20 protein-coding genes and 3 pseudogenes are annotated in these 25324 nt (G+C 68.9%); 8 read left to right on the top strand and 15 right to left on the bottom strand.

Annotated features, from left to right (window positions below):
* Nucleotides 1-220: 220 nt before the first annotated feature.
* Nucleotides 221-1294, top strand: a pseudogene (locus OHU34_RS42570) (IS256 family transposase).
* A 140-nt stretch (nucleotides 1295-1434) separates the two neighbouring features.
* On the opposite strand, the gene OHU34_RS42565 reads toward OHU34_RS42570, so the two are convergent.
* A complete protein-coding gene (locus OHU34_RS42565) occupies nucleotides 1435-2118 on the bottom strand; it encodes a TetR/AcrR family transcriptional regulator (protein WP_405771926.1) in 684 nt (227 codons plus the stop codon).
* Between the two features lie 160 nt (nucleotides 2119-2278).
* Here OHU34_RS42565 and OHU34_RS42560 point away from each other — a divergent pair, with 160 nt between their 5' ends.
* Nucleotides 2279-3634, top strand: coding sequence for a serine hydrolase domain-containing protein (locus OHU34_RS42560; protein ID WP_405771924.1), 1356 nt, complete (start codon nucleotides 2279-2281; stop codon nucleotides 3632-3634).
* 487 nt (nucleotides 3635-4121) lie between these two features.
* Here OHU34_RS42560 and OHU34_RS42555 read toward each other — a convergent pair whose 3' ends face one another.
* The 4 genes and pseudogenes from OHU34_RS42555 to OHU34_RS42540 form a co-directional block, all read right to left on the bottom strand.
* Entirely contained in the window at nucleotides 4122-5732 is a 1611-nt protein-coding gene (locus OHU34_RS42555) for a carboxylesterase/lipase family protein (protein WP_405771922.1), read from the bottom strand.
* Nucleotides 5733-5926: 194 nt separating this feature from the next.
* Nucleotides 5927-7171 (bottom strand): MFS transporter, encoded by a 1245-nt coding sequence (locus OHU34_RS42550; protein WP_405771919.1) that lies wholly within the window; start codon nucleotides 7169-7171, stop codon nucleotides 5927-5929.
* Nucleotides 7172-8149: 978 nt separating this feature from the next.
* A pseudogene (locus OHU34_RS42545) lies at nucleotides 8150-8365 on the bottom strand (zinc ribbon domain-containing protein); the annotation flags it as partial.
* Nucleotides 8366-8867: 502 nt separating this feature from the next.
* Complete coding sequence (locus tag OHU34_RS42540) at nucleotides 8868-9617, bottom strand: LmeA family phospholipid-binding protein (protein WP_405771916.1); 750 nt, start codon at nucleotides 9615-9617, stop codon at nucleotides 8868-8870.
* A gap of 458 nt (nucleotides 9618-10075) precedes the next feature.
* Here OHU34_RS42540 and OHU34_RS42535 point away from each other — a divergent pair, with 458 nt between their 5' ends.
* Nucleotides 10076-10543: a hypothetical protein gene (locus tag OHU34_RS42535; protein WP_405771913.1), complete on the top strand. Its 468-nt coding sequence runs from the start codon at nucleotides 10076-10078 to the stop codon at nucleotides 10541-10543.
* A 501-nt stretch (nucleotides 10544-11044) separates the two neighbouring features.
* Here the strand turns inward: OHU34_RS42535 and OHU34_RS42530 are convergent.
* Nucleotides 11045-11335 (bottom strand): annotated as a pseudogene (locus OHU34_RS42530) (ATP-binding protein); the annotation flags it as partial.
* A 234-nt stretch (nucleotides 11336-11569) separates the two neighbouring features.
* Entirely contained in the window at nucleotides 11570-13030 is a 1461-nt protein-coding gene (locus tag OHU34_RS42525; protein ID WP_405771910.1) for an amidohydrolase family protein, read from the bottom strand.
* A gap of 161 nt (nucleotides 13031-13191) precedes the next feature.
* Here OHU34_RS42525 and OHU34_RS42520 point away from each other — a divergent pair, with 161 nt between their 5' ends.
* Nucleotides 13192-14007, top strand: coding sequence for an IclR family transcriptional regulator (locus tag OHU34_RS42520; protein WP_405771907.1), 816 nt, complete (start codon nucleotides 13192-13194; stop codon nucleotides 14005-14007).
* Nucleotides 14008-14171: 164 nt separating this feature from the next.
* Here OHU34_RS42520 and OHU34_RS42515 read toward each other — a convergent pair whose 3' ends face one another.
* The 5 genes from OHU34_RS42515 to OHU34_RS42495 form a co-directional block, all read right to left on the bottom strand.
* Nucleotides 14172-14702, bottom strand: coding sequence for a GNAT family N-acetyltransferase (locus OHU34_RS42515; protein ID WP_405771905.1), 531 nt, complete (start codon nucleotides 14700-14702; stop codon nucleotides 14172-14174).
* A gap of 244 nt (nucleotides 14703-14946) precedes the next feature.
* The gene (locus OHU34_RS42510; RefSeq protein WP_405771902.1) at nucleotides 14947-15561 is read right to left on the bottom strand and encodes a TetR/AcrR family transcriptional regulator; all 615 of its coding nucleotides are present in this window, start codon (nucleotides 15559-15561) and stop codon (nucleotides 14947-14949) included.
* Between the two features lie 308 nt (nucleotides 15562-15869).
* Nucleotides 15870-16577: an alpha/beta hydrolase fold domain-containing protein gene (locus OHU34_RS42505; protein WP_405771899.1), complete on the bottom strand. Its 708-nt coding sequence runs from the start codon at nucleotides 16575-16577 to the stop codon at nucleotides 15870-15872.
* A 209-nt stretch (nucleotides 16578-16786) separates the two neighbouring features.
* The gene (locus tag OHU34_RS42500) at nucleotides 16787-17854 is read right to left on the bottom strand and encodes an alpha/beta hydrolase (protein WP_405771897.1); all 1068 of its coding nucleotides are present in this window, start codon (nucleotides 17852-17854) and stop codon (nucleotides 16787-16789) included.
* Nucleotides 17855-17955: 101 nt separating this feature from the next.
* Entirely contained in the window at nucleotides 17956-18603 is a 648-nt protein-coding gene (locus tag OHU34_RS42495) for a TetR/AcrR family transcriptional regulator (RefSeq protein ID WP_405771894.1), read from the bottom strand.
* Between the two features lie 224 nt (nucleotides 18604-18827).
* Between OHU34_RS42495 and OHU34_RS42490 the strand changes: the two genes are divergently transcribed.
* The 4 genes from OHU34_RS42490 to OHU34_RS42475 all read left to right on the top strand — a co-directional run bounded on the left by OHU34_RS42490 (nucleotide 18828) and on the right by OHU34_RS42475 (nucleotide 22367).
* The gene (locus OHU34_RS42490; protein ID WP_405771891.1) at nucleotides 18828-19493 is read left to right on the top strand and encodes a class II aldolase/adducin family protein; all 666 of its coding nucleotides are present in this window, start codon (nucleotides 18828-18830) and stop codon (nucleotides 19491-19493) included.
* Entirely contained in the window at nucleotides 19490-20443 is a 954-nt protein-coding gene (locus OHU34_RS42485; protein WP_405771889.1) for a carbohydrate kinase family protein, read from the top strand. The genes OHU34_RS42490 and OHU34_RS42485 overlap by 4 nt, the downstream gene beginning before the upstream one ends.
* A gap of 81 nt (nucleotides 20444-20524) precedes the next feature.
* A complete protein-coding gene (locus tag OHU34_RS42480; protein WP_405771886.1) occupies nucleotides 20525-21871 on the top strand; it encodes a flavin monoamine oxidase family protein in 1347 nt (448 codons plus the stop codon).
* Between the two features lies 1 nt (nucleotide 21872).
* Nucleotides 21873-22367, top strand: a complete 495-nt coding sequence (locus OHU34_RS42475) for an SRPBCC family protein (RefSeq protein ID WP_405771884.1) — start codon at nucleotides 21873-21875, stop codon at nucleotides 22365-22367.
* 30 nt (nucleotides 22368-22397) lie between these two features.
* Here the strand turns inward: OHU34_RS42475 and OHU34_RS42470 are convergent, their stop codons facing one another.
* The 3 genes from OHU34_RS42470 to OHU34_RS42460 all read right to left on the bottom strand — a co-directional run bounded on the left by OHU34_RS42470 (nucleotide 22398) and on the right by OHU34_RS42460 (nucleotide 25173).
* Nucleotides 22398-23603 (bottom strand): acyl-CoA dehydrogenase family protein, encoded by a 1206-nt coding sequence (locus OHU34_RS42470; RefSeq protein ID WP_405771881.1) that lies wholly within the window; start codon nucleotides 23601-23603, stop codon nucleotides 22398-22400.
* A gap of 210 nt (nucleotides 23604-23813) precedes the next feature.
* The gene (locus OHU34_RS42465) at nucleotides 23814-24032 is read right to left on the bottom strand and encodes a hypothetical protein (protein WP_405771879.1); all 219 of its coding nucleotides are present in this window, start codon (nucleotides 24030-24032) and stop codon (nucleotides 23814-23816) included.
* A 577-nt stretch (nucleotides 24033-24609) separates the two neighbouring features.
* A complete protein-coding gene (locus OHU34_RS42460) occupies nucleotides 24610-25173 on the bottom strand; it encodes a flavin reductase family protein (protein WP_405771876.1) in 564 nt (187 codons plus the stop codon).
* Nucleotides 25174-25324 lie beyond the last annotated feature (151 nt).

Below are 25324 nucleotides of genomic sequence, written 5' to 3'. Positions count from 1 at the left end.
ACGGGGCTCCGGTGCGGAACGGCCCCCGCAGCCAGTTGCGGGGGCCGTTCCGCACCGCTTCGTCTTGCCTCGGTGTACCGGTGCGGAGCGCCTGTCGAGCAATGCTCAAGACCTGTGGATCAGCCCCGGGAGGGCATGCGGAGGGCGTACCTTCCCGAGTGATCCTGTGATGGTCACCGAGTAGGCCCACGTTCGCAGCGTGGGTTGGGAAGGCACGCCCGTGCTCAGCGTAGTGAGTGCCGACGGTTCCACCGAGTCCGGCTCCCTGATCGGCGAGATCGTGCGCGAGGGCGCCCGGCGGATGCTCGCCGCCGCGCTGAAGGCCGAAGTCAACCAGTACATAGCCGAGTTGGCCGCCGAGCGCGACGAGCGCGGACACCGCCTCGTGGTCCGCAACGGCCGCCACCGGCCCCGCACCATGACCACCGCCGCCGGCCCCATCGAGGTCGCCGCGCCCCGGGCGAACGACCGCCGCGCCGACGAGGCCACCGTCGAGCGCAAGCGGTTCTCCTCCAAGATCCTCGCCCCGTGGTGCCGCAAGTCCCCGAAGGTGAGCGAGGTGCTGCCGCTGCTCTACCTGCACGGACTGCCCTCGGGGGACTTCGTGCCCGCGCTGGAGCAGTTCCTCGGCTCGGCGGCCGGGCTGTCGCCGGCGACCGTGACCCGGCTGACGAAGCAGTGGCAAGACGACCACGCTGCCTTCCAGCAGCGCGACCTCGCCGAGTCCGACTACGTGTACGTGTGGGCCGACGGCGTCCACCCGAAGGTCCGGCTCGGCCAGGCCCACTCCTGCGTGCTGGTACTGCTCGGGGTCCGCCTCGACGGCACCAAGGAGCTGATCGCCCTCGCGGAAGGGCTGCGGGAGTCCACCGAGTCGTGGGCCGACCTGCTGCGCGACTGCCGCCGCCGCGGCATGCGCGACCCCGAACTCGTCGTCGGCGACGGTGCGATGGGCCTGTGGAAGGCGCTGCGGGAGGTGTTCCCGGCAGCCCGCCACCAGCGGTGCTGGGTCCACAAGGCCAGAAACGTCACGAATGCGCTGCCGAAGTCCACCCGGCGCGACGAAGGCGATGCAGGAGATCTACAACGCCGAGGACCGCGCCCACGCCGCGAAGGCCATCGAGGCGTTCGCGCGCACCTTCGGCGCGCAGTGGCCCAAGGGCGTCGCGAACTGGTCGAGTCCGCCCAGGCCCGCTGGCGCGCGATCACCGGGGCCCAGCTCGTCGCCCTCGTCCGCGCGGGAGCGAGGTTCGAGAACGGCGTCCTGATCGAGCATCAGAACCAAGCCGCATGAGACCCTACGACGCCCGCAGGAAGAGCCGGCGCCCAGTCCGCTGTGCTGCGGCACCCGGGCCATAGGGCCACTGCCCTCTGCCGCGGCCTCGCCGTTGAACCCGTGGGCCGAGCGCCCCTTGCTCGAAAATCGCGTGATGGTCACCGAGTAGGCCCGCGTTGCAGCGCCTCCAGCCCATCGAGGATGGCCTGAAGGCCGATTTGGAAAGTGTTGTCGGGCGCCGCGCCGTAGTCGGCGCTGTGGGTGTCGAGGCGGGCGCGCAGCCGAGGGAATTGTGCGGCGATCTCGCGAGCCTCGGCCTGGGCTTCGCCGATGGCCTGTTCGGCGTCGCCGCTGCCTTCGCGCCGCAGTTTACGGGTGAGTGAGGCTGTCGCGGCTGGGCCGAGGGCGTTGCCGAGGACGAAGTTGAAAACGGCGGCCGCGGCCTGGTCGGCTGCGGGGCCGGCGAATCCCGCGGCTTCGTAGATGGCGAGGAGGTGGTCGTCGTGGCGGGCCTTGCCGGGGCCGAACATGAGGAGGGAACCGAAGGACTGCAGCAGCCACGGGTGGCAGGTGAGCATTGCGTACAGGTCGCTGGCCATGATGGTGGCCGCCGCGCGCCAGCCGACCCCGTCAGGGTCGGGCAGCGCGATTTCGTGCCACAGCTGGTCGCCGGCGAGAGCGATGAGGTTGTCCTTGCTGCCCACGTGCCAGTAGACCGCAGTGGCCGCCGAGCCCAGCCGCTGGCCCAGTGCCCGCATGCTCAGGCCCTCCAGCCCTTCGGTGTCCAGCAGGGTGATGGCGGCAGTGAGGATCTGTTCGCGGGTCAGTGTGTTGCGGGGCATGGATTCACGATAGCCCTCGGCTTGCACACCGTTCAAGAAACCACTTGTACAGTGTTCAAGTCGTTCGCTAGCCTCCCCTTGAACACAGTGCAAGTCGCCACGACGCCCGATGGGCAGTTTGGCGCCGTGCGTGAACCACACCGATCGAGGGGGAATCGAGATGTCACACGATGCGCTGGCGGAGTTCGTCGAGGAGAAGGCCAAGGAGCTTGGCATCCCGGGTGCAGCGGTGGGAGTCCGGGTGGACGGACGGGAGCTGACCGTCTGCCACGGCGTGACGAGCATCGACAACCCGCTGCCCGTCGACCGGGACACACTCTTCCTGCTGGGCTCGGTCACCAAGACGTACACGGCGACCGCGATCATGTGCCTGGTCGAACAGGGGCGGGTCGAACTGGAGGCGCCAGTGCGCCGCTACGTTCCCGAACTCCGGCTCCCCGATGAGGACGCGGCCGCGCAGATCACCATCCTGAACCTGCTCAACCACACCGCCGGGCTGGACACCCGGATGGTCTTCGACAGCGGAGACGGAGACGACGCACTGGCCCGCGAGGTGACCAACATGGCCGAGATGGCGATGATCGGCCCAGTCGGCGGCCGCGCCTCCTACAGCCAGCTCGGCTACAACCTGCTCGGCCGGGTCGTCGAGAACATCACCGGCGAGACCTACGAGGCCGCTGTCGCCTCACTCGTCCTGGAACAGGCCGGCATGACCGACAGCGTCTTCACCGCCGGACAGGCCATCACCCGCCGGTTCGCCGTGGGCCACAACCTCAGCGAAGGGGCGCTCAAGGCCGCCCGGACTTGGAAGGACACGCGCGGCAACAACCCGGGCGGCGGCCTGGCGTCCTCGGTCTCCGACCAGTTGCGCTGGGCCCGGTTCCACCTCGGCGGCGGTGACCTGGCGCGACGAATGCAGGAGCCGACGGTAGAGCTGCACGGCTCCACGCTCGGCGACGCCATCGGCCTCGGCTGGTTCCTGCGCGACGTGGACGGCGTACGCACCGTCGGGCACGGCGGATCGACCAACGGCCAGTTCGCCAACCTGCTGCTGGTCCCGGAGCGGGACTTCGCCGTCGTGGCGGCATCCAACGCCGGGCCCGACAACGGCCTGGAGTTCAACCAGGCCGTGCTCCGCTGGGCGCTCGAACACTACCTCGGCGTAGTCGAGCGCGACCCCGACCCGCTCCCGTACGACCCGCAGCGCGCCCAGGAGATCACCGGGCACTACGAGAACGAATTCATGACGCTGATTATCGACACCGACGGCGACACGATGACGGTCGAATGCCGGATCAAGCCGGAGATCCGCACGGCGGCCGACAGGGAACTGCCGGCGGATCTGCCGCCGGCCAGCCTCGGACTGCTCCCCGGGAGCGGCGACGAGTACATCGTCACCGGCGGCGGCCTGATCGGCCAGCGCGGTTTCCTCACCCGCGATGCCGACGGCGCCATCATCGGGGCCGACATGGCCGGACGATTCTTCAACCGGGTCTCCTCGACACCCTCCGAGTGACACCTTGGGAACCCCCGGAGACCACCGCAGGCGAGGCTGGCACAGCTTCGCCCAGGTCCACAACATTTGACAATTACTCCCTGTCCCGAGGGGGCCAACCGCGCTCAACGAGAGCGCGCTCGCCACGATGAGGTTCGTACGGCAGACGGCCAGGACCACACGATGCGTGCCGGCCCCGGAGCTGCGCGTTCGTAACGGGCGGGGGCGGCAGAACCGCTGCTCAGTCCACAGGGTTCGGCTCCGAACTCGTGCTGGCAGTGACGTTGTTGGCCGACTATCCGACTCCGACGAAGAACGCGGCGGCGCGCTCACCGCTGGTGAAGCCTTCCCCTGCGAACTTCGTGGAGTCAACGACGCGGAAGGCGTGCCTGCCGGCCGCCTCATCCCCCACCGAGCGTTCGCTGCCGCCTGTTATTCACACATGATTTTGCGGGATGGGGGCCGCGCCCCGTGGGTTTCCGCCCATGGGATGCGGCCCGAGCCGCTATCAGAAGTACGCGCGCCAGGTGTCCGGGAACCTGCCGTCCTTGCGGAAGGAGGCCAGGAACTGGAGGCGGTACGCATCAGGATCGGCGACCGAGGTGGGCGTGCCCGCGAGCTCCTGCAGCCGTGAACCCGGACCCTGATAACGCGACCAAGCGGGAAGCCCCATGGTCGAGGGGTTCCCGGTTCGGGCGAACGCCGTCCAGTAGCCCATGACCGTATCGGAGAACGCGCGGTCGGTGTCACTGGGTTGCGGGGACAGTGGGGTGGACGGCTGGGAGTCGAGGTTGCCGAACACGAAGGGCAGATCGGCTGTGTGCCCCGCGTGCGGGGAGTAGGGCGAGGTGTAGGTGAACTTGTAGCCGTACACCGGTTGTCCGCTGGTCCTCTGGTGCAGGCACAGCAACTCCCAGGTCTGCTCGGTGATCATCATGTCGCCGGCGAGTTGCTTCGCGGAAGTGTTCGTCCGGCTGATGGTTCCCGAGGGGTATCGCTGTTTGAACGCGTCCATGCCAGCGGGGCCGAAGACCTGAGCGGCTGAAGCATCGAATACGGGCGGCGGGATGTGCGGCAGGGTGTTGCCGTCGAACACGGGATAGTCCTCCTCGGCCATGTAACCGGCGAGCAGGGGGACGTGTTGCTGGCGCCCTTCGGCGAACAACCGCGCTGGTGCGTCAGGGAGTACCGAACCGTCAATGCTGGGCTGGAACGCGCCGCTGTCGGGATGTGTGGTGGCCGCGTTCACCACGCTGGCCGGAACGGCTCGCAAGGCGGCCAGGTTCGGCGCGAACAGCGTGGCGGACAGGGCATCTCCCCTTTCCATCGCCATGGCGTGGGTGTCGATGGACCCGTAGACGCTGTCCCAGAAGGCGCCGCTCTGCGCGATCGCCCGGTGGAAGAGGCCGCTCGTGCTGGGTGAGGCCATCAGCATGCCGACGGCGTGGGCGCCTGCGGACTCGCCGAAGACAGTCACGCGGTCCGGGTCACCGCCGAATGCGCCGATGTTCGACTTGACCCAGCGCAGCGCGGCGATCTGGTCCTGAAGCCCCAGGTCGCCCGACGGTCCGGACTCGGCGTCGAGATCGTGGCGGGCCAGGAAACCGAACGCGCCGAGGCGGTAGTTGAGCGTGACGACGACGACCCCGTGGGAAGCCAGGCGCGAGCCGTCGTACAGCGGCTCTGAGCCCGACCCGAACTGGAATCCTCCACCGTGCAGCCACACCATCACGGCCTTGGGCCGCACGTCGCCGGTCGGCGCCCAGACGTTGAGGGTCAAGCAATCCTCGCTCATCCCGGACAGCGGCGTGCTGGGGGTGGCGATTCCGAAGCAGGTGTGCCCGGGTTCGGTGGCGTCGCGCACGCCGGTCCAGGTCGTCGTCGGCTGGGGCGGGCGCCAGCGCAACAACCCCACCGGCGGAGCGGCGTACGGGATTCCCTTGTAGGAGGCGACGCCGGAGTTGTCGGGAGCGTTGCCCCGGACGGCTCCGGAGGTGGTGGTGACGATCTCGGGCAGCGCGGCCTCAGCCACCGCTGGCGGCAAGAAGCCGATCAGTGAGGCCAGCACTGCCGCAAGGGCGCATACTGTGCGGCGCAAGGCTGTGCGGGTGTGGGGCATGAGCCGGAACTCCTCCGTGCTGACTGTTGGTGGTGGGGACCGCGTTGGAGTTGGAAGGCGGCTGCCGGCATGACTCGGGGAACTCCTGAGGGAATGGGCTTCCGCGCACCGGGCTCGAGCGAGCGGTGCGCGGAAGTGACCGACAGGGGTGCCGCCGGCGCGTCGGATGCCTTCCGGCAGGTGGAGGCCGAGGCTCAGGCCGCGGCGGTTACCTTTGTGTCTGCCGCGTCGGGGTCGCTGACTTGATTGGGGGTGAAGAGGGCTGTGATCACTGCCCCCAGGGCGGCGAAGGCGGCGAAGGTGGCGAAGCTGACGAAGGCGGGCCGTCCGATGAGGAAGCCCCCGATCAGCGGCCCGCTGATCCCGGCGATGCGTCCGATGCCGCTGACCAGGCCCACGGCGCCTGCGCGTTGGGCGGAGGGGAAACAGGTCGCTGTGAATCCGTAGATGACGGGCTGGACACCCACGCCGGCCCCGGCAACGAAAAGGAACACGTACAGCGCGTAAAGCGGGGGGTGCGCCGCCAGGCCGAGAATGGCGGCGGCGGTGATCAGGAGGCCGGACACGGCCGCCCTGCGAGGGCCAACGCGATCGGCGGTCCATGCGCCGCCGGAGGCCCCCGCCAGGCCTCCGAAAGAATAGACCAGCATGAACAGCAGGGCCGAGCCCAGCGAGTAGCCGCTCGTGCGCATGATCTCCGGCAGCCATGTCAGCAGTCCGAGGGCGACGATCTGGCAGCAGGCCGTGATGAGAGTGAACACCGCCAGCAGACGCCATCCTCCCTGGCTCATCAACTGGACGAGTTGAGGCCGGGCGTCACTGTTGACCGGTGCGGCCGGAGGTGATGCGGGCGCCCATCTGCCGAGCCTCGCAGCCGCCACGGGCAGGACGGTAACCAGTGGAATGACGCCGCCCAGGAAGAAGACGCCTCTCCATCCCCAGTTGTCGAGGAACGCCAAGGCACTCAGCGTCGCGAGGATCCCGCCCACGGGCAATCCCGACAGCGCCACACCGTTCAGAAAGTGTCGGCGAGCGTGCGGCGCGGCTGACACCGTCAGCGTCACTGCCGTGGGCACCACTCCTCCCAGGCCCAGGCCCGCGATGAACCGGGCGACGCCCAGCACGGTGGGGGACGGTGCGAACGCACACGCGATCATGGCGAGAGAGAACCAGGTGACGCTGACCATGAACATGCGGCGTACGCCGAGACGGTCGGCCAGCACTCCGGCCGTGACCGCTCCGAAGCACATGCCGAGCACCGTCGCGCTGGCGATCGCACCGACCTGGGACGGTGTCAGGGCCCAGTCTGAGTAGTGCAGGAGAGCAGGTGCCGCGGCGCCGTAGATGGCGAGGTCGTATCCGTCGGAAGCAATCGCGGCGCAAGCCAGAGCCGCCACGCCGACGTGACCGGGCATGCGTCTTTTGAAGATCATGGACATCCTTGCTGAGGTTGGTCGCACACAGATATTCCGGTTCCTGCGGGTGCCGCCGAATCCGCCTGAGCTCGGCGGTGAACGGCCTCGGAGGAGGCATGAACAGTCGCGCCGTCCGAACACCCGTCTCCTACGCCGGGTTGTCAGGGGCGGACCGGAGTGGTCACGAGCGTGCTGTGGTGGCACATCGGTGCCGCCGTGGTCCCGCACGCGGGGTTCGCGGCCGCGGGCCTCAGATACAGAAGGGTCCGAGACCTTCTTCTCGTTCGCTCGCACGCGGCATGCGGGGTGGTCATGGGTGTGAGCGCGCTTGTCGTTCACCGGCCGGGGCCGGGTGGGTCGGCCCTCCTGGGCGCTCGTGGATCCGTGGCCAGCCCGTCCTGTTCAGACGGGAAGGGTTGATTTCGAGCCAGTTAAAGGGACGTCACCAGCTGGTTGCCATGGGTTGTACAACCAGCGCCCGTGCCTCGTGTTGGGCTCCGGGGGCATGGACGCGGCCCCGTCGGAACGCATGCCCGCTGACGGATCACGACGTACGACGCGAGTGGGATCAAGCCGGAACGGGCGTCGCTGCGCTCCTCGCCGGACGTCTGCGATGTCTTGGGAACGGGGCCCTGCACGCCGTAGTGCAGCTCGGACCGCAGGGTGAGGGGGGGCGATCCAGCCGGCCGAAGACCACGGGCTGGCGCGGTCGTCATGGCACCGGGCAGGAGCGCCGGCCCGCTGCGGGGGGCCTCGCACGGATCCATCAGCCGCGCAGAACGCATCAGCCGAGCCACAGCAGCAGCAGGAACATCTGGATCGGCAGGATGTGGGGAGCACCGGCAGTCCAGCCTCATGACAACTTCGCTTCGTGCGCAGTGCACCATGATGGATGACGGTTTGGCTGCTCCAGCCTGCGGGCAATCGGGTCGCCCCTGCGGCAGACGGCGTGTCAGGACGAGGTGAATGTGTTGACTCCCCCCTCCTGAAGGATGGGGATTCCTAGCTCACTTCGCCTGGCACCCAGCAGGTGGCAGGGCTTGCAGGATCAGCACCAGCCGGGTCGAGACCAGCCCGGACGAGCATCACACGGGCGGAGTTCTTGTCCCTGGAGGACACCGCTCCGCATGCGGTGCACGTATACGTTCGTTCGGAAAGGGGCAGTGCGTGCTTGGCTCTCGCTCCGCAGTGCGCGCAGTCCATGGTGGTGACGGGCGGCCGCCTCGGTGAGGTCCTCACCCACCGTTCCGCGGACCTGGATGCTCCAGGAAGGATCGGGCATGTGGGGGGGGGCGGCGGCTTCCGCCAACGCCGAGACGCGGTCCACGCGGCGGTCGCGCCGGCGTCGAGCAGGCGGTTGAGCGACGCCAGGGCCGTGCCGGTCACGGACAGCACCGTGTCGCCGCCGCCTGGCCGTCAGTGGCCTCCCGGGACGGCGTCGGCAATGTCATGGCGGTGAGCCAGTTGCGAGCGGCGGCGTGGATTCCTCCTGCGTCAGCGGTATTGGCCATGCGAGGCGCCCTGTTCGTCGCTCGTCGCGAGCCCGTGCGACGGGCGGCGCGATGTGCGCCGTGCGTTCTCGGACGGCGCTGAGGGCATCGCGTGGGCCCTCTCCGAGTGTGCGGCGTTCTCCGTCCCCTGGGAACGCCGTCCGCCTCGTGGGGTCGCCGGGCCGGCCGGATGGGCCGACGTGCGGCCCACCCTCTTCGAGGGCGCACGCTCAGGCCGTCTCGCTGTCGGACGCGCACGACGCGGCGTCACCCGCCCCGCCGTCCGCCGCGGCCAAGTCCTTGGGCGACAGGCTGAATTCAAGGGTGAGTCCGTCAGCGGCTGGATGGGCGCCCGTGAGTCGCGCTCCTGCGGGCAGCTTGTCGATGTTGATCGTCCGTGGCTCGAGTTTGTCCTTGATCGCGGAGCCGCCGGGGAGCGAAGACAACGCGCTGACGGGCAACTCTCGCCCGAGGAGAGTGACGACCGTGGGAGTCGTGGTCACCGCGTGCGAGGTGGTCGACAAGTCCACCAGGACCGTGAAGGGCATTCCCAGGTCACCGGCAGTTCCGGTGAGGGTGAGGTGAGTTCCGTCAGACCCCAGCCGCATTGTGCCCGCGTCACCGTCGAGCCGCTTGCCGAGCTGCGTATAGGAAACGGTCGCCGAGGCCGTGCCGCTGGTGATCCCGCCGCTGGCGGACACCCCGTACAAGGAGGCGCGCACCGCCATGTCGAAGTCATCGCGATGCACGCGTCCCGCGCTGATGTGCACGGTGCCGATGCCGCCCGTGGCGGCTTTGAGTCCGGCGAAGGCATCGCCCAGCTCGGCGCTGATGTCGGAGGCGTCGCCGAGGCGACATGCGGCCACTTCTGCGATCTTGTCTTCGACCCTGCGTTCGACGTAGAGATCGACGCCGGTCAGCGCCAGCACCAGGGAAGCCGCAGCAGACACAGCGATGAGGGCTCGGCGGCGTTTGTTCATGGTGTGTCGACTCCGATGGGGGCGAGATGTCGAAGGCCTGCGGCAGCGGACCTTCCGGTGCGAACGGCGTCCTTGCCCTCCGGCGGGCTCAGGTCCGGTTCCCAGGAATGGCGGGCCCCGTCACCGTGGTCACAGCCTCACCCCTATCTGTCTGAACTGTCAATTGTCATAACTGCCACTAGATGACATACGGTGTCCGGGCGGCCGACACCGCAACGGCGAGCGTGCCCGCGCCGTCTGGGCTGTCGGCCCATACCGCGTCGTCGACTCTGGGCTGGAGGCTCCTGGTGTGCGCCGCCCTACGAGCTTTACTCAGACAAACGACAACTTCTGTTCCAGACGGCAGAGATCCGGTGCACCGCAGGAGGGCGCGGGCCGGGGCGACCAGCTCGGCGAGGACGCCTGTACGTCGCGCCGCCCTGCTCTGCCCTTTCCCCTCCCCGATGATCGGACAGCCAATGCGCAAAGCCATCGAGCCGCACACCGCCGCAGTCGCTCTTCCCCCGGCGTCCGCGTCTTCCAGCAGCCGGCCGCGGCAGGTCGTCGTGCCCTATGCAGTTCTCGGCGTGCTCATGGGCGGGCTCTGGGCCGTCAACCACGGGGCCTCCCTGTGGGAGCACACCGAACGTCTCCTGTTGGTCGCCCTCATCGTCCCGCCGCTGCTGGAGCGGTTGCGCATGCGCAGGCGACGCCGCCTCGGGCTGGAAGGCGAGCCTCGGGTCTCTCTGCTGCGCCTGACTCTGCTGAAGGTGGGCGTCGTCGCCCTAGCCCTGGCGGCGACGTGGCTGCTGCGGGGCCACGTGGCGGGAGCCGACTACTGGACGGCTGCGGGCATGGCCGTCCTCGTCGCGGTGGTGGGACCTGTACTGCACCCGAGCATGATCGTCAGGGAGAGTCGGTCGCCACGCCACGCCACCCCCGGGTGATCAAGGGCGGCGCATCACCCGGTTGAGGGCGCCGACGCGCCCGCTCTCTGAGCGGCGGGTGTCAGTGCGCTGCGCCCAGGTAGCGTGCGATGGTTCGGGCCGCGGTGCGTACGGCCGCAATATAAAGGCCGGAGCGGAGTCGGCACTGAACACGACGACGGAGTGGCTTCGTAGGTGAAGGTTGACGCCACCTGTAGGTCAGTTCCGACTCCCCCGGTGCCTGAGGGACCCGATTTTGTAGGTGCGAACTGACTCCACCTGGCGGGCCCGCTGCGACGGATTGAGCCCGTGCCGGGGCAGAGCCTGTTTCTGCCGCACGGCCCACATATGCGGACACCTCGATGAAGGGGGCCTCCGAGACAGCTGACCCAGCCTGACGGGGAACGATCACACACCTCACGGGAAACGACCTGCAAAGCTCCGGGACGTCCCTGATCAGAGGCACTCGTGAACACCCGGGCGTGCGCGTCAACGCCTCGCCCGCCGGGCAAAAGGGCGCCGACGGGCGATGGTCTTGGCCAGCAGCCTCTCGTCGGCCGCCTCCACCAGCTCGTTGACGAGCTTGGTGGCCAGCACGTATGTCACCCGGTACTCGTGCATCGCCGCCCCGGTGCCCAGCGCGATGAGCAGGTGCGACTTGCCGGTTCCGCTGTCGCCGATCAGGCACAGCGGCAAGCCCTTCTTGACCCAGTCGCACTTGGCGAGGGTGTGGATGGCGGCCGGGTCGATAATCGGGTCGGCGTCGAAGTCGAACTGCCGGATCGATTTCTCGCGCGGAAAGCCTGCCGCTCTGCTGAGCACCCCGTCCCCCGCCACGACTCGCTCGGGGCCGGTGGGGCGGCCGCCAGGTGCGTCCACGGACTTCGCTTTGCTGAAGTGACCCGGAGGACGGAGGGGCAGAAATTCTGCCGGCCGCATCGGGAACGGATCACCTTAACTGTCCGTTCGACGGGACCGGACGCCGCGATCGAGGGGACCGTCGGCACGAAGGATGTGGCAGGAGCGGGGCAGTGGCAGTGCGTGCCGTCAGGCCTCCGTCGCCGCACGTTCCTTCAGTGCGGTCAGGTCGGCCGAGGAGTAGTGCCGACCGGCCCGGACCACCCCGGCGATGCGGTGCAAGTTCTGCACACTCTCCAGCGGATCGGCGTCGAGGAGCACCAGGTCCGCATTCCTCCCCGGCGCGACCGTTCCCATGGTGGCGGTCCTCCCCAGGAATTCGGCGGCGCGCAAGGTGGCCATCTGCAGAACTCGCAGGGGAGATACCCCCGCGCTGCCCAACTCGTCGAACTCTTGGTGCAGAGACCGCCCCGGCACCACCCACGCGGCACCCGAACAGTCGCTGCCTGCGAGCATGGGCACGCCGGCCTCGTCGAAAATCCCGGTGAGGCGCAGCTGCTGCTCGTACAGGGTCCTGAACGTCGCCCGCGTCTCCGCAGGGAACTCACTGAACTTGGCAGCCGCCTTCTTCCAGCCCTTGACCGTGCCGGGGTCCATGAGGCGCAGGGCGGGATCCTCGGCGAAGTCCGGGTCGTCGCAGAGCTGCTGCGTCTTCACCCGGATCAGCGTCGGGACCTGCCAGGTGCCGTCCGCGACGAACCGCTCGGCCAGCTTCCGGGCCAGGTCTTCGTCGAAGCTGTCAGCTGCACGACGCAGGCGCTTGACCTCGTCGGGGTTGCTGCGGTTGATGGGGTTGACGACCAGCTTCTTCACCACACGGCCCATGATCTGTTCCATGAACGGCAGTTTGAAGGGCGGCACCTTGATCGCCGCGCGTCCGCCGGCGCCCTGCTCGACATGAGTCCTTTCCGTGGAACAGCATGCAAACAAGCCCACGCCCGGGCCGAGATGCTCGATGGACTTCATTCCGAGGCGCGAAGCCTTGAGAACATCGATACCCGCCGGCAGGTGTCCCACGATGGGCAGTCCGAGCCTCAGCGCTTCCGCCTGTGCCGCGAAGAACACGTCGGGCGTCACCATCGCGACCTTGATGAAGTCGGCGCCGGCGTCATACTGCTCGCGGACCGTGGCCACCGCCTGTTCCTCGGTGGCCGCGTTCAGGGGAGTGATCAGCAACGGCCCTGGGGTGGCGAGCAGGGCCGGGCCGCTCTCGGGAAGGCCGAGTGCACCGTCAGCCCGATCGCGCAGCAGCTTGATCGATCCCGACATCTGCCGGAACCCGGTGACGCCATGGGCCAGCAGGAGCTTGAGGTCACGCGTCTGATGCCGCAGGGACTGGCCGAGCGGGTGGCCGTGCATGTCGTTGTATCCGGGTACGGCGTACAGGCCGCGCGCGTCGATGGTTTGCAGCCCTTGGATGCCTTTGACGTCGATGTTGAGGCCGACCTCGGTGATGTTGCCGCCGCGCACGAGTACGTCGGTTTCTCGGGTCAGCGTGCCGTCGCGTGTGTCCACGACTGTGGCCGAACGCAGCAGCACCGGCTGGTGGTGCTGCGTCTGTCGACTGGAAGCCTGAGAAGGCGTGGTCATGGGTAATCGCTCCTGCCTCAGTGGTCGGCGCGCCGGCCACGGCCATGGCTCGCTGCTGGGGCCAGGCCCTGTAGGGCTTGTGTTGCGCTTCTTCTCGCCACACGCTAGAGAAGGACCCATAGACTGGCATCCTTCGTACCGCTGAATGGAACGGTGATCGTGTGACGCTGCCAGGCCGCGAAGCGGCTGCTGGGCAGACCGCGCCGGGGCATGGGGGCAAGCCGGCAGTGGGCGAGGCAGTGATCGACCGGGCCTTCCGACTGCTGAACTCGTTCGACTCGGAACACCGCGTGTTGTCCCTGGCAGACCTCGCCAGGCGCACGGGTATCCCGCGCAGCAGCACGCTCCGCCTGGCTCGCAAACTCACCGAGGCCGGGGCCCTCGAGCGCCTGGATGACGGCGACTTCGTCATCGGCCTCAGACTGTTGGAAGTCGCTTCGCTCGCACCACGCGGCCACGGTTTGCGCGCGGTGGCGATGCCGTACATGGAGGACCTCTTCCACGTCACCCAGCAGCATGTGCTGCTGGCGGTGCGCGATGGCGACGACGCCCTGCTGGTAGAACGTCTGTCCGCCCATGGCGCGACACCGGTCCGCTTTCGGGTGGGCGGTCGCATGCCTCTCTCGGCGACCGGCGTAGGCCTGGTGCTGCTCGCGCACGCGCCGGCGGAGGCTCAGGAAAGGGCGCTGCGCGGCTTCGCGCCCAAGGATGAGATGAACCTGATGGAGTGGGACTCGGCGGCCGAACTACGTCGCACGCTGGCGGAGGTGCGCAGGGGCGGATTCGCCGTGGAGAGGGAGACCGGCGGGACGCTGAGTACCGTGGCGGCCCCCGTGCGCAACGCGGATGGTGTGGTGGCGGCGTTGTCCGTGGTCATGCCCAGCTCTGAGCTGGCTCCCGGCACCTATGTGACCGCTGTGCGTACCAGTGCCCGGGCCATCTCCCGGCAGCTCGGGGCGGGCACCCGGACGTCGTGATCCACGGGTTTCGCGGCGCTGAGGGGAGGGCGGCGGGCAAGCGGCGCAGCGTCTCTCATGGCGAGGTTCCGGTCCCAGCCACGCCGATCACAGGGATCTGAGAATGCGCTGCGGTCAAAGGCGTAGACACCGGCGGACGTCGCCTGGGCCCGTATCCCTGCCGCTCATCGTTCGTCGTTGGCCGTGTCGGCGGCCGCGAGGTCCGCGGGCAGTAGCCCGGCCAGCCACGCGTCGCGGTGGAAGCCCCGCTGATCGATCCGGCTGCGCAGCACGCCCTCGAAGCGGAAGCCCAGCCGTGTCGCGAGCTTCGTCGAGTCGTCGTTTCCGGTGATCGCCAACCATTCGACGCGGCTTGCCACCAGGTAGCCGAAGGCCCAGCGCAACGCGGCGCGGAGGGCTTCCGCGGCATAGCCGTTCCCCCGGTGCTCCGCCGCCACCCAGCACCCAATCTCGCAAACGCCCACTCCCCTCACCGACAGTCCGACCGCACCCACCAGGTGTGCGCCCTGCCGGGTGAAGGCGCCAAACATGTACATCCGGTCTTCCCGCCAGCCGTCCGGGTACGCCGCCTCCACGAAGAACACAGCATGCTCCCGATGGAACGGCACAGGTGTCAGCGTCCAGCGCGCAATCTCGTCGTCCTGGAGGGCGGCCGTCAGCGCGTCGACGTCCGCGATGGCGAAAGGGCGCAGCACGAGACGGGAAGTAGACAGAGTTCGAGCCCGCATGACGGCCTCCCGACCGGTTGCTGAGCAGGTGTCAATTGTGTGCCGGTGATCCTGTCCGGAGTGGCAACGGACCCTCAACCCGCATGGGGTAGCGACCGGCACATGCCCGCAGCGGGCGGGCATGGGAACCTGCGCAGAGCGAGCCCGGCTGTCGCCCACAAGGCCGCTCGAGCGCGCCATGCAGCCCGGGCAGCGGGCCGGTCACGCTTGTTCAGAGTGAGTTGAAGTCGCCCAGAATGCCGAAGGCTTTGGGCAGCAAACTCTCCGGCTCGACCGCCAAGCCCGCCTCGCGGCGGTTGCGCAGCGTGCGCAGCACCGCTCGAGCGGCCGAGAGGGCGCAGTTGGCGATCACCGCCGCCCGCAGGTCAGCGTCTGGGGTGTCCGGTGGGAGACGTTCCTGGACGAGTTCGGTCAGCCGCTCCTCGAACTCGGCGACCTGGCGGGACAGGCCCGCGCGAGCCTGCTCGCGCACCTCGCCGAGAGGGTGGGCCAGCGCGGTCAGGCTGCTCACAGCGAAGTAGGACACCGCGTCACCGAGCGCGGCACAGGTCGCCTCAAGAGGGCCCTCGGTCGTGGGCCGTGCCCGGAAAGCGTCTTCGATCTGGGCGAACAGTTCGATGCTGTCCGGCAGGAGCAGCGCTTCCTTGCTGTCGAAGTACCGGAAGAAAGTGCGTTGGGACACGTTGGCGGCGGCCGCGATGTCGGCCACCGTCGTCTGTGTGAAGCCGCGGTCAGCGAAGAGCCCGGCCGCAGACTCCCGTAGAGCACGTCGCGTCTGGTCCTTCTTGCGTTCCCGCAGTCCGGGCTCGGCCGGCTTCGTCACCATTTTGCCACCTTCATTTGCACGACCTGGCTGCCAATTGTCATGACTGCCATTATGACCCAGTTTCTCTTCTCCGGGTGCCGGGTCCGGTGGCGTGGACGCCCGGCATGACGCCGACGGCGGCCTGCGCTCGTCCTCACCTGCGTCGGCTGCGAGCGGAAGATGTGTTTCCTGCCGGGAGCGCGGTAACGCAGTTCCGCCGTACTCATGGCGGAGCTGCGCATGCCTCCTCGCCCGAAGCCGGCAGTGGACAGCCCTGGCCGCCTTGCCGGCTCGGGCCTGCGCACGTGACGGCGAACGCCTGTGCGGCGTCAGGCGCTGCTCACGATGCGCTTGGTGAGCAGACGGCGCGCGACGCGGGACTCGGGAAGGAAGGTTCCCGCGACGAACACGTGGAATGCCCCGGGGAACTCGTACAGCGCCACGTCCGTCCCCTTCGCCCGCGCCTTGACCGCGAACGCCCGGCAGTCCGGCAGGAGGAGGTCGTGGGTGCCCACGAACACGGTGGTCGGGCAGAGGTTCGCGGGGTCCGCATAGAGAGGGCTGACCGCCGGATCCCTCGGGTCGCATCCGTTCGCCCAGAGCAGGCCGCCATGGCGCAGGCCGGGCAGTGAGAGCGTCGGGTCGAACCTTTGGATCGCCGCGATCGCGGGGTTGGAGAGGGTGATGTCGAGCCACGGCGCGAAGAGCACGAGGTGGCGTGGCCCTGGAAGTCGCTCGTCGCGTAGGCGCTGGGCGAGGGCCAGGGCGAGGCCTCCTCCGGCCGAGTCGCCGCCCAGCACGGGAGCGGCTGGCGCATTGCGTGCGACGGCCTGGTGCACGGCGGTCAGGCGGGTAAGGGCGTCGGTCGCGTCGCTCTCCGGGGCCAGGGCATACATGGGGACGGTGACGGTCCATGAATTCTCGTGGGCCAGAGCCGCGATGAGCCGCCAGTGGTGTGTGATGATCGGATTCGTGTATCCACCGCCGTGAAGGTAGATGAACGGCGTGGTAGCGCTCTTCGCGCGCTTCGGCGACACGACCGCTACGAGTAGTCCTGCGATCGTTGTCCAGGTGATGTGGCATGACGCTCGCACGGACCGGGGTGGGGCGGCTGGCCCTTTCGCTCGGGCGCGCTGCCGGTGCCGTTCGGTGAGAACGACGTCGCTCAGCGTCCGTTTTAGCCCGTTTCTGCGGAGCAGGGCGCTGACCATCCGCATGGCCGTCGATGGCCTTGAGGGAGGGGTATTCATGAGCGGCCGGCCAGTGCGGTGAGCCCGCTGCGGAGTGCGTCGGCTGCTTCAAGCAGGGCTCCACGACCGGTATGGCCAACCCCTGTGGCGTTGATGATGCCGTGGACGAGTCCGCTGTGTCGGCGCAGGGTGACGGGGATCCCGGCCTCCTCGAGCTGTCGTGCGTACGCTTCGCCCTCGTCGCGCAGCGGGTCGAAGCCGGCGACAGCAATATAGGCCGGCGGCAGTCCGGCGAGGGTGTCGGCGAGCAGGGGGGAGGCACGGGGATCGAGTGCGTCGGTGGGGTCGGGCAGGTAGTGGCCGCGGTACCAGTCCATCTGTGCCTCTGTCAGGAAGAAGCCGTGGGAGAACAGCCGGTAGGAAGGGCGCTTGGCGGACAGGTCGGTCACCGGGAAGAACATCAGCTGGAACGCGGGTGAGGGGCCCGGTTCGGCGTGGGTGACCTGCGCAACGACTGCGGCCAGGTTGCCGCCGGCGCTTTCTCCGCCGACACCGATCGCGTGGGCATCGACGCCCAGGGACTCGGCGTTGCGAGCGGCGTGACGGAAGGCTGCCACGGCGTCCTCGACGCTGGCGGGGAACGGGTTCTCGGGAGCGAGCCGGTAGTCGATCGAAAGGACGGACAGTCCGGCGTGGACGGCGAGGAAGCGGCAGGCGGAGTCGGCGGATTCCAGATCGCCGAGGACCCAGCCGCCCCCGTGGTAGTAGACCAGCAGGGCCGAAGGCCCGTCGAGGCCGGAGGGGCGGTAGAGCCGGGCGGCCAGCGGTCCGGCCGGTCCCGGCACGCTCAGGTCGCGCACCCTGGCGACCGGGAGCCGGTCACCGAAGATCCAGGCTTCGGCACTGATCTGGGCGCGCCCCTGGGACAGGGGAAGCTGTTCGAAGGTCCGGGCTGTCGTCAGGCGCAGCAGTCTGAGTGCGACCTGGATCTCGGGGTGCAGTTCCTGCCCGTCGATACGGGTGGGCCGTCCGCCCAGGGCCCGCTGCACCCGGGGCGGCAGCGCACCGACCGCCCGCATCACGCCTCGTGCCACCTTGTCCTGGAGCGGTCTGTGTGTAGCCATGGGGGCTCCCAGCCAGCCGTGGAGCACCTGCCGGCCTCATGAAGGGTCGGCAGGTCGGACAGGGCAGGACACTACAAATAGTCTGTACATGCGTCCAGACTTTAGGGATGCGATTTCCGAGAAGGGGTCTGGGACAACTCAGCACCGGCGGCATCCATCACGGTGAACGCGCGATGGAGGGCCCGGAGCGCCTCCCTCAGGGAACGGCGGTCGGCCTCACCGCGGGGCCAGGCACGCCGATGCAGGGCGAACCCGTCCAGCATCGCAACCACCATCGGAGCCCGTTCGGCGGCGAGGGGCGTGCCGACCGCACGGAGCGCAGCCTCGGCGCCTCGCTCGACGGCCGCCATGATCTGGTGCGCCGGGGCCTGGAGCTGCGGCCGGCGAGCACACTCGAGGTAGATCTCGAACTGAGCCGCCACATCCGTCTGCGGTCCGCTCAGCATCAGCTCGACGAAGCGGTCGATGGACGCTTCCGGGCCTACGTCGGCCTCAGCGATCTCCCTGATCAGCGCGTCCACGCGAGTCGTGAAGCGATCGGCGACGATCCGCAGAGCCTCCTCGATCAGCTCGTCCAGGGACGAAAAAAAGTAGCTGGTGGTCGACGGGGGCATTCCGGCCCGCGCGGCGATCGACCGGTGCGTGGCGCCCTTCACGCCACTCTCGGCGATGACCTCGATGGCAGCCTCCAGCAGTTCGGCGCGGCGGGCGGCGCCACTGGCCCGGTGTGTCGCAGGTCGAATCGGCATGCGGGAAATTCTACCGAAGTAAGTCTGGACATGCGTCCAGACTTGTAGGAGCCTCTGGACAAACGCCCAGACATCTGTTTCACCCGCTCTGAGAGGGCAATACCGGCCGGGCCCGGCACGACGAACCCCGTCCCCGTCCTCAGATCCCACGGACAACAGCAGGAGCGCCTCAGCATGATCGCGATCAGCCACGCCGAAATCGGCGCAGCCGCCGGGACACCTCGGTGAACGACCACAGGGACATACGGGAGCGGGTCGCACACGCCTGCCGCGAGCTGGCGGCCCGTGGGCTGGTCATCGCGGAGGCCGGGAACGTCAGTGTCCGGGTGCGCTCGGATGTGGTGGTCACCGCGACCGGCGCCCGGTTCGGCGGGTTGAGCGCCGAACAGGTGGTCGTCGTCGACCTCGAAGGCAACCGGATCTACGGCGGCCTTGAGCCGACCTCGGAGCTGAGCCTTCATCTGGGGATCTACCGGCGCTTCGGCACCTCCGCGGTCGTGCACACGCACGCTCCGATGGCGACGGCGGTCGGTCTCGTCGTCGACGAACTGCCCTGCGTGCACTACTACATGCTCAAGCTGGGAGGCGCCCTGCGCGTAGCCCCGTACTCCACCTGGGGCACACGCGAACTGGCCGCCGACGTGCTCACCGCCCTGGACGGCAAGTCGGCCGCGCTGATGGCCAACCACGGCGCGGTCACCCACGCGCACTCCCTGGACGTGGCCGTCGAACAGGCGCTGCTCCTGGAGTGGGCGTGCACCCTCTACCGGTGCGCGGCATCGATGGGTACACCACGCACCCTCGACAGCGGGCAGCAGCGTGCCGTCATCGAGGCCGCGCTGGCGCGTATGAACCCAGACCCGACTGACGCCTTTGGAGAGACGTCATGACCACGGCCCCCGAGATGACCGTGATCGCACTGGGCGCGTGCGTCCTGGACACCCTCGTCAGTCCGGTCGAGCACATCCCCGAGGGCCAGGGCGGACAGCTCGTCGACCGCATCAAGGTGACAGCGGCCGGCCCCGCAGGTGGAACCGCCCTCGTTCTCGCCGAGCTCGGTGCCACCGTGCGTGGCGCGGGAGCGATCGGCGCCGACCCGCTCGGCGACCACCTACTGGCGCTGCTCGCCCGCGACGGCGTGGACACCTCTCTGCTGCTGCGCCGCAACGACGCGCAGACTTCGGCCAGCGTGGTGCCGGTCAGACCGGACGGCTCCCATCCGGCCTTCCACGTCATCGGGACGAACGCGGGCTACGGTCCGGACGACGCTCCGTGGGAGGCGATCGCCGCCGCGACCCATTTGCACTTCGGTGCACCGGAGCTCATGGGCGGCTCCGCTGCCGCGAAGATTCTCTCCTTCGCACGCGATCACGGAGTAACGACCTCCGTGGACTGTCTCGTTCCCGGCGAGCCGTCATGGCTGGACTGGATCGCGAACTGTCTGCCGTTCATCGACCACCTGCTGCCCAACGACGATCAGGTCCTCGGCTGGACGGGTGCCAGCAACCTGGTGGCCGGGTGCCGCGCGCTCCTCGACCGCGGCGCCGGATGTGTCGCCGCGACCGCCGGGGCGGCCGGCGCGGTTGTCGTCGCCACTGACGGTGAGCACTCCGTCCCCGCCTTCGCTGCCGACGTCGTCGACACCACCGGCTGCGGCGACTCCTTCTCTGCTGGCTTCCTGCGCGGTCTGTCCCTCGGGCAGGAACCGGCCGAGGCAGCTGTGCTGGGCTGTGCCACCGCGGCCCGGGTCGTCGCCGGACTGGGTACGGACCACGGCGACTTCGACCTCGCCTCCGTGCAGGCCTTCGCCGCCGCTGCGCCGACTCTGAGCGAGGGATGAACGATGCCGTCCTCGACTGAGGCTCCTTTTCCCGAGACATCCCCTTCCCCGGCGTCTTCCTGTCACCGCACCGACGTAGTCGTGGTCGGCGCGGGGCTGGCCGGGCTGACCGCCGCACGCAGGCTGGTCGCCGCCGGGCACAGCGTCGTCGTCCTCGAAGCGCGTGACCGCGTCGGCGGGCGCACCCTCAACCACGACCTCGGCGACGGGCAGGTCGTCGAGGCGGGGGGCCAGTTCGTCGGACCGACGCAGGACCATGTGCTCGCTCTCGCAGACGAACTCGGCATCGACACGTTCCCCGCTTACGACGAGGGCGCCTCCGTGTACGTGCACGCGGGGCGCGCGACGCGCTATTCGGGCGACATTCCCCCGGACCTGCTCGCCCTGCCGGACATCGGCGTCACCACCGCCCGGCTCGCCCGCATGTCCCGGCAGATCCCGCTGCACGCACCGTGGGAAGCCAAGCACGCCCGCCGCTGGGACTCGCTCACCCTCGACAGTTGGATCCGCAGCACCACACTGGGCCGGGGCGGGCTCGACCTGCTGAACGCCTTCCTCGGCTCCGCATACGGCGCCACCGCCGCCGAAGCCTCCCTCCTGTTCAGCCTCCACTACATAGCCGGCATGGGCTCCGAGGGACATCCCGGCACACTCGACCGCGGTATCGGTACCAGGAACGGCGCCCAGGAACGCCGGTTCGTGGGAGGCTCGCAGCGCCTGTCTACCACGATGGCGGAACAACTCGACGGTCGTGTCGTTCTCGGCTGCCCCGTGCGCGCTGTCGAGCAGGAGGCCCGCACCGTCACCGTACGGACCGACACCGCGGCGTGGACGTGCCGCCGGGTCGTCGTCGCGCTGCCTCCCGCGCTCGCCGCCCGGATCCGCTGGTCCCCGCTGCTGCCGCCGGAGCAGGATGCGCTGTTCGGCCGACTGGCCTTCGGGCAGTTGATGAAGTGCGAGGCCGTGTACGACGAACCGTTCTGGCGTGCCGACGGTCTGTCCGGCCAGGGTGTCTTCCGTGCCGGTTCGACGGTGTGCTCCACGTTCGACAACTCGCCGCCCAGTGGCAGCCCCGGCGTCCTGATGGGTTTCCTGGGCGGCAGGCAGTGGCGTGCCTGGGCGCACCGGCCCGCGCACGAGCGGCGCGGCGCTGTGCTGCGCGCCTTCGCCCAGGTGGTGGGCGCCGGCGCACTGCGCCCTCGCAGCTACTTCGAGCAGGACTGGACCGCTGAGGAGTGGACCCGCGGGGGTCCTACCGCGGTCGCCGCCCCCGGTGTGCTCACCGAGTTGGGCGTCTGGCGGGACAGGCCGTTCGGCCGTGTCCACTGGGCCGGCGCCGAACGTGCCGACTACTGGAACGGCTACATGGACGGGGCCGTGCGTTCCGGCCAGGACACCGCAGAAGCCGTCATCGAACAGGAAGACTGACATGGCCACCGACATGACCGAGATCACCGAACGCGCCGTACTCGCCGTACCCCTCGCACGGGTCTGGGACGTCGTTTCCGCCACGAGTCGCTACGGTGAGTGGGTCGACGGCGTGCTGGAGGTCACCGCCCATCACGGCACCGCGGAGGTGGGCCGGACCTACTGCGAACGCAACCGCACCCTCGGGCCGCTGACCACTCGTTCCACTTGGACGGTCAGGGCGATAGACCCTCTGCGGCGGCGCGTCGACACCGCGACCGGATTCGACCCGATGCGCGATCTGACCAACATTTTCGAATTTCGGCAGCTGACCTTCGACGACGGTGCCGAAGGCGTCGAGATGACCTACACGGTCCGCTATCGGGCCGGCCTCGGCATCGTCGGGCTCCTCGTCGACCGGCTCCGGCAGCCCGGTCTGCGACGGGCCTTCCAGACATCGATGCGCAATCTGGAGGAGCTCATCGTGGCCGAAGGAACACCCGCCGACGCCGGGTAACCAGCGGCGGCGGGCAGAGCAGCGCGTCCGTCAGATCAGCGGTGTGACCTGCTCTTCGATGCCCAGCAGGGCTCGCCCGTACAGTTCGTTGGCGATCGCCGGATTGATCACGGCGTGCCGGCTGCCCGTCTCCTGGTCGCGCCAGATGCGCTGGAGCGGGGACGCCTCCGCGAAGCTGCCGGCCCCCTGGATGTTCAGCAGCAGGTCCAGTGCCTCGCGCGACCTGCGTGCCACATAGCCGGTGTCCATGCGTACCCGGGCCCGGATCGCGAAGGGCATGTACTCGCTCTTCGCGGCCCAGGTGTCGATGTCGTCCGCAGCCCGCAGCATGTGCAGTCGCGCGGTGTCGATCAGCTGTGCGGCCTCGGCGAACTGGATCTGTGTCGACGGTGCCTCGACGGCCCGCTCGTAGAAGGTGTAGGAGATGCCCTTGCCCTTGGCCAGAGAGACGCCGACGACGTCCTTGCCGGCCTGGGCGAGGCCTGTCTGCGGGCCGGCCAGCACCAGGCTGAGCACCGGCACGAACGCCGACCTGTACAGCGTCTCGTCCTCGTGCTCGGTTCCGTAGGCGCCCTGCACGGCCTGGGTAACCGACATGATCCGGTGCGACGGCACGAAGATCTCGTCGGCCACCAGCGTGTTGCTGCCGGTGCCGCGCATCCCGGCCACGTACCAGGTGTCCTCGATGCTCAGGTCGCTCATCGGGACGAGTGCCATGCCTTGGTCGGTCTGGTTTCCCGAGTCGTCCATGAGCGGCACTCCCACTGTCGCCCACTGCGAGTGCAGGCTGCCGGAGGCGAAGCCCCAGCGGCCGCTCACCATGTGACCGCCCACCACTGGGCGGCTCGTCGCGCTGGGAGCCAGAACGCCGCACACACGCGCGTGCGGATCGTCGCCCCAGACCTCCTGCTGGGCCTGCTCCGGATAGAGCCCGACGAGCCAGTTGCACACGTTGATCAGCGTGACGACCCACGCGGTCGACCCGCAGCCGCGTGCCAGTTCCGAGGTGACTTCGAGAAAGGTGCGGAAGTCGGTCTCCAGACCGCCCAGACGCCGCGGAACGGTCAGGCGGAACAGCCCGGCGTCGGTGAGGGCTTGGATGTTCTCCTCCGCCACCTTCCGGTCCGTCTCGGTGCGCGCCGCGTTCGACTGGAGCAGCGGAACCAGCGCTGAGGCACTCTGCTGCGGGGTCTGGGCGAGCGTTTCCGCCGTTGAAGTGGCACTTGCGGTCGTCATGGCAATCTCCTGCGGCTCATGGGGAGCGCACCTCGTCTTAGAAGGCGCCGTTGCCGTGGATTTCACGCTTCCGCGGCCTCGGTTGTCTTGGTCCGGGAACGCAACGTCGGAGCGTGGTCTTGGGCTTTCGCAAAGCTTCTCGACGCAATTGATGTGCTCGCAGCCCAAATCCCGCGATCTCCCTCGCACCAACCGTCAGTCGGCTGCGGGCTACCACAAAGCCGGCGTGCGCAGGATCGTGGTCGAGGAGTGCGCCGCGATCTCGGCTCCGCGGCGGTGACGCACAGCGTCCTCGCTGACGGCGTCGGCGGTGGCCGCGCGGACCGCTGCCGAGGGCACGGGGCAGCTGTCCAGCGGATAGGTGAAGTAGTGGATTCCCTCTCCGCCGTGCGGTGAGGTGAACGGGACCGCGATTTCCCAATAGGCCATGGTCAGGACCTCCTCAGGGCAGATACGTCGGTGAGTTCGCGAACGGTTCGCCGCGGCGCTGTTCGCGCTCCGGGACGGTGCCTCCTGCGACGGGCAGACGGTGGATTCGGCCGGGCAGCCGACCGGTCGTCGTCCTTCGTGTGTCTGACGCTATGCGGATGTGTCATCTACTGGCACCTGGCATGCCAGTCAGCGGCATGGAGAGATATCCATGAGGACCGTAGCTGCCGGCAGGCGACAGGTTGCCTGCTCGGCGAGCGCGAGGCGTGGGACGACGCCGCTCCGCTTCACCCCGTTCCCGTACTCGGGGAAGGGTTTCCGCTGCGCTGGGCGGGGCGCCGAGAGCCGACGCGGTGCGGCGCGGCGAAGTCTGTCCGCCGCCCCGGCAATTCCGACGAGATCGCCTGCCCATCCCACCGGCTGCGGCCAGCGGGGCGCGCACGTACTCACCGCGGCGCGATCGGTAGATGTGGGGCGGCAAGCGCACTGTTCCGACGACGACCAAATTCATAAGCCCACGTCCTTCGGTCTGCCGGGTTCGGCAGCTATCCGACCCGGGCCACCGGCCCTGGTGTGGTCAGCCGGTCCACCAGTCGAAGGGAAGAACGGAGGCGTCGCGGGTACGAGTCTGTTCCAGACGCAGCAGCCGGCCGCGGCAGAACACGAGGGGCCCGCTGCAGTCATCCGCGGCAAGACGGTGCACCCGGCCCATGACGGCAATGTGGTCTCCCGCCGGGAAACTCGCTTCCACCGTGCATTCGATCCAGGCGAGCGCCCCGTCAAGGCGCGGCGGTCCGTCGGCGGCAGAGTCCCACGACCCCGACGCGAACCTGTCGGCCGTGCGGCCGGCGAACGCCGCGCACACATGGCCCTGATCCTGGGCCAGGACGTTCACGCAGAACTCGCCGGCGCTCACGATGGCCGCGGCGCTTGCGGAGTGCTGCCCGCTGTAGAAGACCACCAGCGGCGGTTCCAGGGATACGGAAGCAAGACTTCCGACAGTGACTCCCACCGGGCCCTCGGGAGTCGTTGCAGTCACGACGCTCACGGCTGTCGGCACATGGCCCAGCACGTGACGGAACCGTTGGGCTTCGACGGGCGGCAGCTGCCGGTGGGGTGACGTGGTCAGGGATACGGGCACAGCGGGCTCCTGGTGCGGTGGTACCGGATCATCCATGCGGACACCGACCCTGCGGGACGGGTGCGCGTGGTCTGCAAGTGGAACAGCACTCGAGCTCGGGTGACTTGCGCCGGCCGCGCAAGCGCCGGGCTTTCGCTTGAGCCGCGAGCCC

Origin of the sequence: Streptomyces sp. NBC_00080 (assembly GCF_045041255.1) — a bacterium.
GTDB classification, from domain to species: domain Bacteria; phylum Actinomycetota; class Actinomycetes; order Streptomycetales; family Streptomycetaceae; genus Streptomyces; species Streptomyces coriariae.
This window is presented reverse-complemented; position numbering and strand designations above follow the sequence as displayed.

Bases quoted from the DNA above. Each gene is read 5' to 3' on its own strand.
- OHU34_RS42470 (WP_405771881.1), bottom strand. From the start codon at position 23,603: ATGACGACCGCAAGTGCCACTTCAACGGCGGAAACGCTCGCCCAGACC.
- OHU34_RS42550 (WP_405771919.1), bottom strand. From the start codon at position 7,171: ATGTCCATGATCTTCAAAAGACGCATGCCCGGTCACGTCGGCGTGGCG.
- OHU34_RS42475 (WP_405771884.1), top strand. From the start codon at position 21,873: ATGGCCACCGACATGACCGAGATCACCGAACGCGCCGTACTCGCCGTA.
- OHU34_RS42555 (WP_405771922.1), bottom strand. From the start codon at position 5,732: ATGCCCCACACCCGCACAGCCTTGCGCCGCACAGTATGCGCCCTTGCG.
- OHU34_RS42540 (WP_405771916.1), bottom strand. From the start codon at position 9,617: ATGAACAAACGCCGCCGAGCCCTCATCGCTGTGTCTGCTGCGGCTTCC.
- OHU34_RS42525 (WP_405771910.1), bottom strand. From the start codon at position 13,030: ATGACCACGCCTTCTCAGGCTTCCAGTCGACAGACGCAGCACCACCAG.
- OHU34_RS42560 (WP_405771924.1), top strand. From the start codon at position 2,279: ATGTCACACGATGCGCTGGCGGAGTTCGTCGAGGAGAAGGCCAAGGAG.
- OHU34_RS42485 (WP_405771889.1), top strand. From the start codon at position 19,490: ATGACCACGGCCCCCGAGATGACCGTGATCGCACTGGGCGCGTGCGTC.
- OHU34_RS42500 (WP_405771897.1), bottom strand. From the start codon at position 17,854: ATGGCTACACACAGACCGCTCCAGGACAAGGTGGCACGAGGCGTGATG.
- OHU34_RS42565 (WP_405771926.1), bottom strand. From the start codon at position 2,118: ATGCCCCGCAACACACTGACCCGCGAACAGATCCTCACTGCCGCCATC.
- OHU34_RS42465 (WP_405771879.1), bottom strand. From the start codon at position 24,032: ATGGCCTATTGGGAAATCGCGGTCCCGTTCACCTCACCGCACGGCGGA.
- OHU34_RS42495 (WP_405771894.1), bottom strand. From the start codon at position 18,603: ATGCCGATTCGACCTGCGACACACCGGGCCAGTGGCGCCGCCCGCCGC.
- OHU34_RS42535 (WP_405771913.1), top strand. From the start codon at position 10,076: ATGCGCAAAGCCATCGAGCCGCACACCGCCGCAGTCGCTCTTCCCCCG.
- OHU34_RS42510 (WP_405771902.1), bottom strand. From the start codon at position 15,561: ATGGTGACGAAGCCGGCCGAGCCCGGACTGCGGGAACGCAAGAAGGAC.